Source organism: Nocardioides caeni (genome assembly GCF_004912195.1).
Taxonomy (GTDB): Bacteria; Actinomycetota; Actinomycetes; order Propionibacteriales; family Nocardioidaceae; genus Nocardioides; species Nocardioides caeni.
The window spans coordinates 54,214-68,024 of sequence record NZ_STGW01000018.1 but is presented as its reverse complement, the minus strand read 5'-3'; the positions used below and the strand labels follow the sequence as shown (position 1 = coordinate 68,024).

The window sequence follows — 13,811 nt, the reverse complement described above, 5'->3', positions numbered from 1 at the left end:
CAGCGCCGCGACCCGGTTCTTGCCGGCGGCGATGTGGCGCACGAGGCGTGCGACGGTGCGGACGTTGTCGTCGGCCGCCGTCTTGGCGTCGGCGACCTCGTCACGGGCGGACCTCACCTCGGCGCGGTGCTCGGCGAGGATCTCCTCCGCCTCGACGAGGGAGTCGAGGGTCTGCTGCTGGCGACCGGTGATGACCTTGGCCGAGCTCTGGCTGACGAGGAGGTCCTCCATCGTCTCGCCCTGCGCGTAGGCCGCGATCAGGTCCAGCTGCGCGTTGCCGCCGGTCGCTCGCCTGATGATCGTGTCGCGTCCCTCGTCTCGCTGGTCGGCGACATCGATCCGCGCCTGCGCCAGCTTCTCGCGGGCGACCTCGAGCCGCTCCTCGGCCTTGGTGAGCTGCGTCGCGAGCCGGGAGGACACGGCACGCGCGTCGGCGAGCTCGCCCTGGGCGGTGGCGAGGCGGTCGCGGGCCGTGCGCAGCTTGTCGCGCACGCGGGCCAGCCGACGGCTGATCGCGGCGACCTGGCCGCTGGCCTCCTCGATGTCGTCCTGGACGCTGTTGATCTGGCCCTGGACCTGGTCCTGCTTGTTCTCCAGGTCGTCGCGGTCGTCGGCGACGGCCAGCGGGACGGCGAGTCCGGCGACCACGACCAGCGCGGCCGTCATGGTCACGATCCACTCGGGTCGGGCCCAGACGGGCAGGCGGTCGAGGGTACGGCGCAGCCAGGAGGCGCTGGGGAAGAAGCGCACAGGACAACCAATCACGTTCGGGGAAGTGAACTCCCCGACCGTAACCGCCGGCTCTCAGACTTTGATGTATTTGCGGGTCAGCAGGAGTGTCGGGATGAGCGTCAGCGCCGGACCGAGGAACACGATGCCGGGCGGGAAGGCGCCGATGAGGGTCTGGACGTAGTCACTCCAGTCGACCCAGGGCAGGAAGGTGACCTGCTCGGCCATGCCCTTCTCGACGCCCCAGTGGAGGAACGCCGCCAGACCACCGGCGGCGAGCGCGACCCCGATGGTCGCGGTGACCAGCGCCTCCAGGAGGAAGGGCAGCCCGATGTAGAGGGTCGAGGCACCCACCAGACGCATGATCGCGATCTCCCGGCGACGGGCCAGGGCCGCGAGGCGGATGGTGTTGGCGACCTGCAGGAGCGCGGCGAACAGCAGGAACGCGGCGCCGATCCAGGAGCCGTACTTGAGGATCGTCATGATCCCGTAGATCTGGCTCAGCGCCTCGCGCTGGTCGGTGATCACGGAGACGCCGTCGAGTCCCGACAGCGCGCTGATGACGCCGTCGGCCTCGTCCGGCGTCTCGAGCGTCACCCAGTAGCCGGCGGGCCAGGTGTCCGGGGTGACGACCGGATCCTCGACGTCGAACAGGTAGGCGTCACCGGTGCGCTCCGCCTGGGCGTAGGCGCGGTCGTAGCCCTCCTGCTTGCTCTGGAAACTGAACGACTCGACCTCCTCGCTCGCCTCGAGCTCCTCCTCGATCCGCTCCTGCTGGGCTGCGGTGACCTCACCACCGGCGCAGTTCTCGAGACCCTGGTCGACGGTCGGGTCATCCTCGGTGCAGAGGTTGACCAGCACCTGCAGGTCGTTGCCGAGCTCGTCGATCGCGACGTCGGCCTCCCGCTGGACGAGGATCCCGGCGCCCGCGAGGAAGAGGGAGAAGACGAGGGTGAGGATCACCGAGAGGTGCATCGTCAGGTTGCGGCGCAACCCGATGCGGAGCTCGGTGAGGACATGGCGCAGCTGCATGGGGAACGGACTCCTTGGCTGGTGCGGGGAGCAGGACTCGGGGCCGGGTCAGGGAGAGGGCGGGGACGGGCGAGGTCAGTGCTGGAAGCCGTAGCTGCCGGCCGCCTCGTCGCGCACGACCTTGCCGTGCTCGAGCTCGATCACCCGCTTGGTGAACTGGTCGACGATGCCGTGGTCGTGCGTCGCCATCACGACGGTCGTCCCGGTCGCGTTGATCTCCCCGAGGAGGTTCATGATGCCGACCGAGGTGGCCGGGTCGAGGTTGCCGGTCGGCTCGTCGGCGATGAGGATCATCGGCCGGTTCACGAAGGCACGGGCGATCGCCACCCGCTGCTGCTCGCCGCCGGAGAGCTCGTCCGGCATCCGGTCGCCCTTGTCCTTGAGCCCGACCAGGTCGAGGGTCTCGGGGACCACCCGGGAGATCTCGCGGCGCGACTTGCCGATCACCTGTTGGGCGAAGGCGACGTTCTCCGCCACGGTCTTGTTGGGGAGCAGCCGGAAGTCCTGGAAGACGGTGCCGATCTGACGGCGCAGCCGCGGCACCTTCCACCCGGCCATCCGGTTGATCTCCTTGCCGGCGACGTGCACGCGACCCGAGGAGGGACGCAGCTCACGCAGGACGAGACGCAGCGCGGTCGACTTGCCCGAACCGGACGTGCCGACCAGGTAGACGAACTCGCCCTTGTCGATGTCGATGCTGACCTGGTCCAGCGCCGGCTTGCCGGGACCGGCGTAGCGCTTGGTGACCTTTTCGAAGCGAATCACTGACAAGACGGTACGCGACGGGCGGTCGCACCCGGTCCTCTAGGGTGGCGGCGTGTCGACTGTGGTGCGCTCGCTCCTGCTGTCGGCTTTCCTGACCCTCGTCCCGGTCACGATCGGCGTCGTCGTCTCCGACGACACCACGCCAGAGCGCGAGCCGGTCGCCTACACCGGCACGGCCCTCGCCGACTACGACACCACAACGACCGCGGTCCAGCGCGCCGAGTTCTGCGACCTGCTGCCGGCCGAGGCCGCCACGGAGGCGCTCGACGCCGAGGCGACCGGGTCGGCCTACGGCAACGGCGACGCCAGCGACATCGTCCCGGGTGGCGACGTGGCGCACGAGTACGGCTGCAGGTTCGTCCCTGCCGACGACACCGCCGACGACAACCGAAGCGGCATCGAGGCGCGGGCCTGGGTGTTCGCGCCGCCGGTGACCGCCGACCGGGCGACCATGCTCATCCGCGCCGCGCAGCGGACTCGGGGCTGCACGGTCGACCCCGCAGCTCCGGCCTACGGCGCCCCCTCGGTCGCCGTCCAGTGCACGAGCGCCGGTCGTCGTACGGCGTCCTTCCGGGGACTGTTCGGCGACGCCTGGCTCAGCTGCAGCCTCTCCCTGCCGGACAGCACGCCGATCGACGACCTCGTCGATCGGGCGGGGCGGTGGTGCGTGGCCGTGGCACTCGCCGCCTCCGCCTAGCTCTCCGTCCGCGCCTCGCCCCTGACCGTTCGGCCGACCGCCTCGGGACCGCCGTCCCGAGTTCGCGGTCAGGACCGTGTCCCGTCTCAACGCGGACGGCCCCGCGACCGATCGCCATGGCATGCCCCACCCGATCCTGCGGACCGTCGGGGTCGCCGTCTGCGGCCTCACCCTCGCCGTCGCTGGCCAGGCACTGCCAGCCGCCGGCGACGACGGCGCGGCCACTCCCCCCGTGGCCCGCGCCGACGTCGACGCGCACGCCACCGACGAGTCGATCACCATCACCGCCGACGGCACGGCCGTCGCCGAGGACCAGTGGGAGGCGCCGGCACAGGCGGCCGAGCCGACCGACGGCACGGGCCTGGCCGCGCAGGCCGAGGCGGCGCAGGCGTCCCTGTCATCGGCGTTCTCGCTGCACAGCAAGCCGGGCGCACCGCGGGTCGTCCACCTCGACTTCGACGGCGGCGTGCTGCTCGCGGCCAACTCGTGGGTCACCTACGGCCTGTCGACACTGCTCGTGCCGGGCTGGAGTCTGGACGGCTCCGCCTCCTTCTCCGACGCCGAGAAGCGGATCATCCTCGAGGTGTGGGCGCGTGTCGCCGAGGACTATGCGCCCTTCGACATCGACGTCACGACCGAGGAGCCGCCGCTCGGCGACCTGTGGCGCAGCACCAGCAACGACCAGCGCTACGGCACCCGGGTCGCCTTCTCGACCGGGAGCCGGATCCAGGCCGACATCTGCAACGGAGCCTGCGGCGGCATCGCCTGGATCGGCACGTTCGACGCCATCACCAGTGGCGAGACCCGCAGTCCGGCCTGGGTCTTCCCCAGCTCGCTCGGCAACCGGGCCAAGTCCATGGCGGAGGCGGCGAGCCACGAGGTCGGCCACAACCTCGGGCTGTCCCACGACGGCACGACCAGCAGCAGCTACTACGGCGGCACCTCGCTGTGGGGTCCCCTCATGGGCAGCCCCTACTCCTCGGGCGTGAGCCAGTGGTCGAAGGGCGACTACAGCCGCGCCGACAACCACGAGGACGACTACGCCGTGATGCTCGCCAACGGTGCGGGGGTCCGCGACGACGAGGCGGGCGCCAGTGTCGAGACCGCGGTCCCCCTCGCGAACCTCCCCGGCGGTCGCGGCTACATCACCTCCCGCAGCGACGTGGACTGGCTCACCGTCGAGGACTGCACACGCACCGTCCAGGTCGAGGCCAACCCGGCGAGCGTGGGCCCCAACCTCGACATCAAGATCGAGCTGCGCAGCGCCACGGGTGCGGTGATCTCCTCCGCGGCACCCGAGACGGTGCGCACCTCGTCGGGGATCAGCGGTCTCGCCGCGTCCCTGCAGTCGACCGTCACACCCGGCGGGCCCTACTACGTCACCGTCAGCGGGGTCGGCTCCCTCCCGGGCGGCGGCGGCACCTGGAGCGGCGGCTACGACGACTACGGGAGCATGGGCTCCTACGACCTGCAGGTCGCCGGCTGCGACGGCGGCGTCGTCACCCCGACGAACCCGACGGATCCCGTCCCGGACTCCGTCGTACGACGCCCCGGGGCGCCGACCGCGCCCGCCGCGGCGTCGGGCGCACGGGGCGGCCGCTCCTCGCTGACGACGCGCTGGTCGCCTCCGGCCTCCGGCGGAGCGCCGATCACCGGCTATGTCGCCATCGCCTACCGCCTGGACCGTCGGGGGCGGATCGTGTCCCGGGTGGTGTCGCGGGTGCAGTCGTCGACGACCCGCCGACTCCAGCTGAACCTGCGCTCGGGCCGCTACGTGGTGCGGGTCAAGGCGCGCAACCGGGCCGGGTGGGGCGCGCTGAGCGCCCGCTCCCGGGCCGTGGTCTCGCGCTGACCCGGATCCCCGGGTTGATCAGGCGTCGGCGGACTCGGCGCCGCGACGCCAGCGGATGCCGGCCTCGAGGAAGCCGTCGATCTCGCCGTCGAACACCGGCTGCGGGTTGCCGGTCTCGTAGCCGGTGCGCAGGTCCTTGACGATCTGGTAGGGGTTGAGCACGTAGTTGCGCATCTGGTCGCCCCAGCTCGCGGCGACGTCGCCCTTGAGGTCCTTCTTGAGGGCGGCCTCCTCGGCCTTCTTCTTCGCGAGCAGCTTGGCCTTGAGGACGATCATCGCGGCAGCCTTGTTCTGCAGCTGCGACTTCTCGTTCTGGCAGGACACCACGATCCCGGTGGGGATGTGGGTCAGCCGCACGGCGGAGTCGGTGGTGTTGACCGACTGGCCACCGGGTCCACCGGAGCGGAAGACGTCGGTGCGGATGTCGTTCTCGTCGACCTCGATCTCGTCGGTCTGCTCGAGCTGCGGGACGACCTCCACGGCGGCGAAGGAGGTCTGGCGCCGGCCCTGGTTGTCGAAGGGGCTGATCCGCACGAGGCGGTGGGTGCCGACCTCGACCGACAGCGTGCCGTAGGCATAGGGCGCGTGGATCGCGAACTCGGCGGACTTGATGCCCGCCTCCTCGGCATAGGAGACGTCGTAGACCTCGACGGGGTACTTGTTGCGCTCGGCCCAGCGGGTGTACATCCGCATCAGCATCTCGGCGAAGTCGGCGGCGTCGACACCACCGGCGCCGGAGCGGATCGAGACGATGGCCTCACGCTCGTCGTACTCCCCGGCGAGGAGGGTGCGGACCTCGAGGCCCTCGACGGCCTTCTTGATCCGCCCGAGCTCCGCCTCGGCCTCGGCGAGGGTCTCGTCGTCGGCCTCCTCGGCGGCGAGCTCGGCCAGGACCGCGAGGTCGTCGATGCGCTGCTGCAGGCCACGGAAGCGCTCGACCTGCCCCTGGAGGGAGGAGAGTCGGCCGGTGACGCGGGTCGCGTTGGCCTGGTCGTCCCAGAGATCGGGAGCCGCGACCTGCACGCCGAGGTCGGCGATGTCTGCCTCCATCCGCGGCAGGTCGAGGACCTGCTCGATGGTGTGCATCGTCGCCGTCAGCTGCTTGATCTCTGCGTCGTAGTCGGTGCCTGCCACGATCCGTGAGCCTACGCGCCCCCCTGTCGTACCCCTGTCGTGCCCCTGACGACGCCCCGGCCGCCGACCGAGCCGCAGTTCACCAACCCCTCCGCAAAGAAATGTGAACTTCTTTCAGAAAAGGGTGTGCCGCGCGACACAAACCTGCTTGACTCCCGACACTCCCTCCGCCACGCGGGCACTCGTGCCCGTCCTCTCGGGTGGTCCCCCCACTCCCTGGACGGTGCCGCATGCTCCCAGCGCCCCACGCCCACTCGACCGGCCACGCCGACTCGCCCATCGCGCCCATCTCGCGCGGACGCGCGGCGCGCCACCATCGCCGCCGGCTGGCGTGGCTGAGCGCGCTCGCCACCCTGGTGGCGACGCTCGTGACGGCCGGCGGGATGCCGGCGCGGGCCGCGCAGGCACCGGGCGACGAGGTGCCGACCTGGCAGATCGGCTGGAACTGGACCTACTCGACGGTCTTCAGGTACGTCGCCGAAGGCACCGACGTCACGATGAACGAGACCGTCAACTACCGGGTCGCGGCGATCGAGGACTTCGAGGGGCAGTCGGCCTACCGGCTGGACCTGACCGGCACCATCACCAGCGGGTCGGGAGCGGTGTCCGCCGACGGGATCAACGCCACCCTGAAGAACTTCTCGGGCACCGTGAGCGGCACCCGCTACATGCGCCGCTCCGATCTCGCGCTGCTGCAGGAGGTGCAGAACCAGCACCTGAAAGCCCAGGCCCAGGTGTCGATCATCACCCAGAACATCACCGCCGACATCAGCCTCTCGATGGACCCGCGCCGCGGCTGGCGCCTGGTCCACTTCCCGACCCAGTCCGGGAACTCGTGGACCAACGACGTCACCGTCGACTACGACGGCGGCTTCAGCTACGACGCCGGCTCCATCGGCGGCAGCGGGAACCAGACGTTCGAGGGTGAGCTCGAGTTCGACAACTCGGCCACGGTCGCCGACGAGAACCTCAGCGTGCCCGCCGGCACGATCAGCACGCGCCGTGCGCTGGCGCAGAGCGCCGACGGCACCACCCGGGCCACGATGTGGTTCGCGCCGACCCAGCGCAACGCTGCTCGCCTCCTCCTCGAGATCCCGCAGGAGGGCGGCGGGTCGCTCACCCTCGACCAGAAGCTCGCGAGCTCGCAGACGCCCGCTCCCGCGACCTCGTTGACCAGCACGATCACTCCCTCGCTGACCTGTGCGGGCGGCGACATCACGATCGCCGGCCGGCTCGGCTCCGGCGCGGCCGGTGTGCCCGTCACCGTTGCGCTGGACAAGTCCCCCGTCGCGGTCGGCACCACTGCCTCGACGACGACCACCACGACGACCAACGGCAACTACACCGCCGTCCTCCCGGCGCCCGCCGAGGCCGACGGCTACCAGCGCACCGGCGTCCGGGGCAGCTGGGGCGTGATCACCACGGCCGGCAGCGTGTCGAGCGTCTCGACCGTCGTGGTCACCCCGCAGAACTGCTCGGCGATCGCCTACACCGGCGACACCAGCGCCCCTCAGGGCACCACGGCGACCGTCTCGGCGACCCTGGTCGACAAGACCGGCGCCAGCGTGGCCGGGCGCACGGTCACCTTCGCCCTCACCGGCGGAGCCACGGTCGACGCGACGACCAACGCAGCCGGTGTCGCCCAGACGCAGATCGCCGTCGCCGGACCTCCGCGCTCGGCGACCCTCACGGCGTCGTACGCCGGCAACAGCACGCTCGAGGCGGCGAGCACCTCGACGCCCTTCACCGTCGGCGCGATCGCGACGACGACCACGGTGGCCGCCGACCCGTCGATCGTCACGATCGGCGACGCCGTCCGCTTCACCGCGGACGTCACGCCGACCCACGGCGCCACCCCGACCGGCACGGTGCAGTTCGTCGTCGACGGCAGCGACTTCGGCGGCCCGGTGGCCCTCGACGAGGGCAGCGCGACCAGCGCACCGCTGTCGACCCTCGGCCTGGGCGACCACACGGTCGTCGCGGTCTACAACGGCAGCTCCGACAACGCCGGCAGCAGCTCCGCGGCCGTGACCTTCCGGGTCCGCGTGCCGCTCCTGCCGACGACCACCACCTCCGCGGTCAGCACCACCACCGCGGTCCACGGCGAGCCGGTGACCCTGTCCGCGACCGTCACCGCCGCGAGCGGCACGCCGACCGGCGAGGTCGTCTTCACCGTCGGGGTCACCGAGGTCGGCCGTGCCGGGGTCGCCCCCAACGGCACCGCATCGGTGCTCACCACGACCCTCCCGGTCGGCAACAACCCCGTCGTCGCGACCTACGGCGGCGACGACGTCCATGCCGGCAGCGCCGCCTCGCCGCGCAGCGTCTCGGTCGGCAAGGCGGCCGTGACGGTCGAGCTCACCTCCTCCGACACCACCACCGTGACGGGCGAGGCCGTCGGTCTCACCGCGACCGTGGCCGTGCAGGCTCCGGGCGGCGGGACGCCGGACGGCGCCGTCCAGCTCGTCGTCGACGGCGCCAACGTCGGCAGCCCGGTGGCGCTGGTCAACGGCTCGGCCTCGTTCCCGGCGCTGACCTCGCTGACCGCCGGCAACCACACGGTGGCCGTGTCCTACCCGGGCACCGCCAACTACGCCGTCGGCTCCGACCAGCTGCAGCAGCAGGTGGCGGCCGCCGAGACCACGGTCGGACTGGTCGCCAGCCCGACGCCGTCGGTCGAGGAGCAGGAGGTCGCGCTCACCGCGAGCGTCGCCGCCGTGAGCCCCGGCTCGGGCAACCCGTCCGGCACGGTGACCTACTTCGCCGGCTCCGAGCCCATCGGCTCCGCGCCGCTGAGCGCCAACGGCACCGCGGTCCTCGAGGTCGCCGACCTCCCGCCGGGCACGCACCAGCTGACGGCCCGCTTCGGCGGGAGCGCCGACTACCTCGCCAGCGAGTCGGCCGAGGTCACCCACGTCGTCCTCGAGGGCGCGTCCATCGTCGCGACGACGACCACGCTCACCGCGAGCGCCAGCCCATCGACGTACGGCGCCGGCGTGAGCTTCGAGGCAACGGTCGTCGCTGACGGCGGCGGTGTCCCGGGCGGCAGCGTCCAGTTCTCGGTCGACGGCCAGGAGGTCGGCGCCCCGGTGCCGGTCAACGGCTCGGGCATCGCCACCCTCGGTCCGCGTGAGATCGGCGACCCCGGCGACCACACGGTCATCGCGGCCTTCATCGCCGACCCCGGCTGGTCCGGGAGCGGCGCGATCATCACCCAGACCGTCGAGGCTGCTGCCGTCGAGCTCGACCTGAGGTCGTCGGACAACAACGCCGACGTCGGCGACGAGTTCGTCTTCAGCGTCGACGTCGTCACGACGGGCTCGGGCGAGACGCCGTCGGGCTTCGTGCAGTTCGCGGTCGACGGCCAGCCGCTCGGCGCGGCGGTCGAGCTGAGCGGCGGGAGCGCCACCAGCGTCGCCGTCGACGACCTCGCGCCCGGATCGCACACGGTCACCGTCACCTACTCCGGTGACGCCCGCTACCAGCCGGGACTGGGTCAGATCCAGCAGGACGTCGCCCGCGCGGCCACGACCACGACCCTCGCGGTGGCCAACACGCCGCTGACGTTCGGCGACGACCTCGTCCTGACCGCCACGGTCACCCCGGCCACCAACGGCTACGGCGCCCCGACGGGGCCGGTGAAGTTCCTGGTCGACGGCGCCCTGGTCGGCTCACCGACGCTCGCCGCCACCAGCAACGGCTCCGCGACGGCGACCGTGACGGTCGGCTCCACGCCGGCGGGATCGCACGACATCCGGGCGGTCTATGCCGGGACGTCGACCTTCGAGCCGAGCTCGTCGGACCGGACGGTCCAGGTCGCCAAGCGGCCCACGACGGTCACCGCCGACGCGGCCGTGCTCTCGCTGGCTCCGCTCGGTCTGCCACTGGGCACCCTGCGGGCGACGGTCAGGGCCGGGAGCCAGCCACTGGCCGGCGTGCCGGTCACGTTCAAGGTCGGCGCGCAGACCATCTGCACCGTCACGACCGACGCGACGGGCGCCGCCCGGTGCAACGGCCTGTCCCACGTCCTGCAGCTGACGTTGGCGGGCGGCTACACCGCCACGTTCAACGGCGATGCCAACCACCTGTCGTCGACGGCGCGCGGCGCCCTCCTCAAGTGATCCGGTCATGGTGAAAGGAACCATTCCCATGCGCAGACTGATCGCGGCCCTCGCGGCCTTCGCTCTGGCGGTCGGCCTCCCGGTCGCCCTCATGTCGCCCGCCTCGGCGGACCTGACCGCGCCCGCCAACGGTGCCGTCCTGCGTGGCAACGCCACGCTGTCGGCGAGTGGCGGCTCCGACGGCAGCCTCTGCATCACCGGCAGCGCTCCCCGCACGATCCTGCGGCTCATCAACTCCGCCAACCAGGTGGTGTTCGAGGAGACCCACAACGGGGCCGGGGCGAAGAGCTCGACCATCGACACCCACAACTACCCGAACGGCGCCTACACGGTCCGTGCCGTCGAGCGCAGGCGCTCGGGCACGGTCTTCTGCTCCAGCAGCGAGTCGACGTTCAACCGGTCGGTCACGATCGACAACATCACCCAGCTCGCCTACTCCGGTGACGTGGAGGGCGCACAGAACACCTCGGCGACGGTCCGCGCGACACTGACCGACCCGAACCTCTCCAGCAGCGTCCTGCCGGGGCGCACGGTCACCTTCAGCCTCTCCGGCGGGACGTCGGTCAACGCGGTCACCGACGCCAACGGCGTCGCCACCGCATCCCTGCCGCTCGCGGGACCGCCGCGGTCGGCGACGGTCACGGCATCGTTCGCCCAGACCACCCACTACAAGGGCTCGACGGCGACGGCGCCGTTCACGGTCTCGCGCAACGACTCGACCACGACCCTGGTCCCGCCGACGCCGGTCGTGCACGGCGAGGCCGTCTCCTTCACCGCGCAGGTGGCGCGCGTCGACGGCACCAGCACGCCGACCGGCACCGTCCAGTTCACGGTCGACGGCGCCGACTTCGGCCCGCCGGCGACCGTGTCCGGTGGCGTCGCCGCGTCGATCTCGTCCTCCACGCTCTCGACTGGCAACCACACGATCGGTGCCCACTACAGCGGTGACGGCAACCTGGCGCCGAGCACGGCGACCAGCGCGTCGCTCGTCGTGGACAAGGCCGGGACCACCACGGCGCTGACCAGCACGGGCTCCCCCACCGTTTCCGGTGAGGCCGTGACCTTCACCGCCGAGGTCGACGTGGTCTCGCCGGGGGTCGGTCAGCCGGCCGGCGGCGTCCAGTTCAACGTCGACGGCCAGCCCTACGGCACCGCGGTCGCGCTGTCGGGCAGTGGCGTGGCCACGCTGACGATCAGCAACCTGCTCCCCGGCAACCACACCGTCGGGGCGACGTACAACGGCAACGCCGACTTCGCGTCCAGCGCCGCGGCCGACCTGACCCACGGCGTCGACCTCGCGGCGACCACCGTCGCGGTGACGACCTCCAACGCGTCGGCCGTGGCCGGTGAGCCGCTGACGTTCACCGCCGACATCGACGTCGTCGCGCCGGGAGCGGGCGATCCGTCCGGCACCGTGCAGTTCTCCGCGGACGGCGAGGCCATCGGCGCGCCGGTGGCGGTCAGCGGCGGCACGGCGGTGTCCCCGCCGGTCGGACTCGACGCGGGCGACCACGTCATCACCGCCGACTACTCCGGCGACGACCGCTTCGCCGGCAGCAACGACACCCTCGACCAGGAGGTCGAGGCGGGCCAGACGACGACGGTCACCACGACCTCGCCGAGCCCGTCGGTCGTCGGCCAGGCCGTCACCGTCCGCGCGAGCGTGACGGCGCTCAGCCCGGCCACCGGTACGCCGCAGGGCGCGGTCCAGTTCACCATCGACGGTGCGGCCGGTCCGTTCGCGACGCTCGTCGACGGCGAGGCCGAGTTCACGACCACGACCCTGACCCGCGGCAGCCACGAGATCAGCGCGAAATACCTGAGCGCCGACCCGAACTTCGTGACCAGCACGTCGGCCGCGGTCTCGCACACGGTCAACAAGGCGTCGACCAACACCACGGTGACGAGCTCGGCGCCGGTCTCGGTCTGGGGCCAGCCGGTCACGTTCACCGCCGAGGTCGTCGTCGACGCACCGGGCGTCGGCTCCCCCACCGGCACGGTGACCTTCACCGACGGCCCGACCGTCATCGGCACTGCCGAGGTCGGCCCCGGCACCGGTGGCGTCGCGTCGATCACGACCGACGAGCTCGCCGTCGGCCAGCACGCCGTCGTCGCCACCTATGCGGGCGACGGCGACTTCCAGGGCAGTGACGCCTCGGTCGCCCAGAAGGTGCAGAAGGCCCAGACGGACACCATCGTGTCCTCCTCGGGCAACCCGGCCCCGTCCGGTGCGTCCGTCACCTTCACCGCCACGGTGAGCCCGATCGCACCGGGTGCGGGCGACCCGACCGGGACCGTCCGCTTCACCGTCAACGGCGCCAACCTGGGCTCCCCGGTGGCGGTCGTCGACGGTGTCGCGACCAGCCCGGCGTTCAGCGCGACAGCGCCGGGCACCTACCGGATCGCGGCCGTCTACAGCGGCAACCCGCAGTTCGTGGGCAGCACCGGCCTCCTCGACCAGGGCAACGGCCAGACCGTCACCAAGGGGTCGACCACCCTGGACCTGAGCGCCGACGCCGAGCTGACCGCCCAGGGCGACCCGGTGACCTTCACCGCCACCGTGATCGGCGCCGCCCCGGCCGAGGGGCGTCCCACGGGGGCCGTCCAGTTCTGGGAGGGCACCACGCTGCTCGGGTCCGCCAGCCTCCAGCCCGCGTCGGCCAGCCGGACCAGCACGGCGTCGTTCACCACGACGTCGCTGGCCCCGGGCGAGCACGAGATCCGGGCCGTCTACGCCGGCAACGCCAACTACAACGGGCAGACCGGCACGACGAGCCACGTCGTGGGCGTCGCGCCCACCACCACCGGGATCACCTCCGACGCCAGCCCGATCACCTTCGGGGACTCGGTGACGTTCACCGCGACGGTGTCCGACGCCGTGCCGGTGGCGGGTGATCCGACGGGGACGGTGACCTTCCGTGACGGCGACGCCGTGCTCGGCACGGCCGACCTGCAGACCGTGGACGGCCAGCAGGAGGCGTCGCTGGTGGTCGAGGGTCTCGCGGCCGGCAGCCACGAGATCACGGCGACCTATTCCGGTGACGCCACCCGCGGCGCCAGCACCTCGCCGGTGCTGGTCCAGGTGGTCGACCGGATGGCGAGCCGGATGACGGACCAGCGGGTGATCCGGACGAACCTCGAGCTTGTGCAGACCATGCACGTCAAGCTCACCGCCGTCGACGGCACGGCGCTGGCCGGCCAGAGCATCGTGTTCTCGAGCACTGCGCCGGTCAACGGCTACCGCGTCGTGTGCACGGGCGTGACCGGCGCCAACGGTGTCGCCGAGTGCCGCATCCCGAGCGGGATGACGGCCGACGTCCGCAACCACGGCTTCACGGCCACGTTCGGCGGCAACGCCAGCCACCTGCCGACGAGCGGGTTCGCGCACAACTGACGCACCCGCACCACCCAGTCTGTCCCCACAGACACGACAGCCGGCCGAAGACCTCGGCCGGCTGTCGTGTGTTGTCGGTGTTGTCGT

8 protein-coding genes are annotated in these 13,811 nt (G+C 71.8%); 4 read left to right on the top strand and 4 right to left on the bottom strand.

All coding sequences use genetic code 11. The features are described from left to right. The 3 genes from E9934_RS17940 to ftsE all read right to left on the bottom strand — a co-directional run. Positions 1 to 750, bottom strand: a 750-nt coding sequence (locus tag E9934_RS17940) for a hypothetical protein (protein ID WP_136564275.1), incomplete at its 3' end; no start/stop codon positions are given. Between the two features lie 54 nt (positions 751 to 804). After that, entirely contained in the window at positions 805 to 1,761 is a 957-nt protein-coding gene (ftsX, locus tag E9934_RS17935; RefSeq protein ID WP_136564274.1) for a permease-like cell division protein FtsX, read from the bottom strand. Between the two features lie 75 nt (positions 1,762 to 1,836). Next, positions 1,837 to 2,526, bottom strand: coding sequence for a cell division ATP-binding protein FtsE (gene ftsE, locus E9934_RS17930; RefSeq protein WP_136564273.1), 690 nt, complete (start codon positions 2,524 to 2,526; stop codon positions 1,837 to 1,839). Between the two features lie 52 nt (positions 2,527 to 2,578). On the opposite strand from ftsE, the gene E9934_RS17925 reads away from it, so the two are divergent. Both E9934_RS17925 and E9934_RS17920 read left to right on the top strand, forming a co-directional pair. Further along, a complete protein-coding gene (locus E9934_RS17925; RefSeq protein ID WP_136564272.1) occupies positions 2,579 to 3,223 on the top strand; it encodes a hypothetical protein in 645 nt (214 codons plus the stop codon). Between the two features lie 121 nt (positions 3,224 to 3,344). Continuing rightward, positions 3,345 to 5,075: a fibronectin type III domain-containing protein gene (locus E9934_RS17920; protein WP_136564271.1), complete on the top strand. Its 1,731-nt coding sequence runs from the start codon at positions 3,345 to 3,347 to the stop codon at positions 5,073 to 5,075. An 18-nt stretch (positions 5,076 to 5,093) separates the two neighbouring features. Here E9934_RS17920 and prfB read toward each other — a convergent pair whose 3' ends face one another. After that, a complete protein-coding gene (prfB, locus tag E9934_RS17915) occupies positions 5,094 to 6,209 on the bottom strand; it encodes a peptide chain release factor 2 (RefSeq protein ID WP_136564270.1) in 1,116 nt (371 codons plus the stop codon). Between the two features lie 230 nt (positions 6,210 to 6,439). On the opposite strand from prfB, the gene E9934_RS17910 reads away from it, so the two are divergent. Both E9934_RS17910 and E9934_RS17905 read left to right on the top strand, forming a co-directional pair. Then, positions 6,440 to 10,330 carry a beta strand repeat-containing protein gene (locus E9934_RS17910; protein WP_136564269.1) on the top strand — a complete coding sequence of 1,297 codons (3,891 nt, stop codon included), beginning with the start codon at positions 6,440 to 6,442 and terminating at the stop codon, positions 10,328 to 10,330. A gap of 28 nt (positions 10,331 to 10,358) precedes the next feature. Beyond that, positions 10,359 to 13,724: a beta strand repeat-containing protein gene (locus tag E9934_RS17905; RefSeq protein ID WP_158295058.1), complete on the top strand. Its 3,366-nt coding sequence runs from the start codon at positions 10,359 to 10,361 to the stop codon at positions 13,722 to 13,724. Positions 13,725 to 13,811: the final 87 nt, after the last annotated feature.

Excerpts from the sequence above, each read along its gene's own strand:
- E9934_RS17910 (WP_136564269.1), top strand. The coding sequence starts at position 6,440 with ATGCTCCCAGCGCCCCACGCCCACTCGACCGGCCACGCCGACTCGCCC.
- E9934_RS17905 (WP_158295058.1), top strand. The coding sequence starts at position 10,359 with ATGCGCAGACTGATCGCGGCCCTCGCGGCCTTCGCTCTGGCGGTCGGC.
- E9934_RS17920 (WP_136564271.1), top strand. The coding sequence starts at position 3,345 with ATGCCCCACCCGATCCTGCGGACCGTCGGGGTCGCCGTCTGCGGCCTC.
- ftsX (WP_136564274.1), bottom strand. The coding sequence starts at position 1,761 with ATGCAGCTGCGCCATGTCCTCACCGAGCTCCGCATCGGGTTGCGCCGC.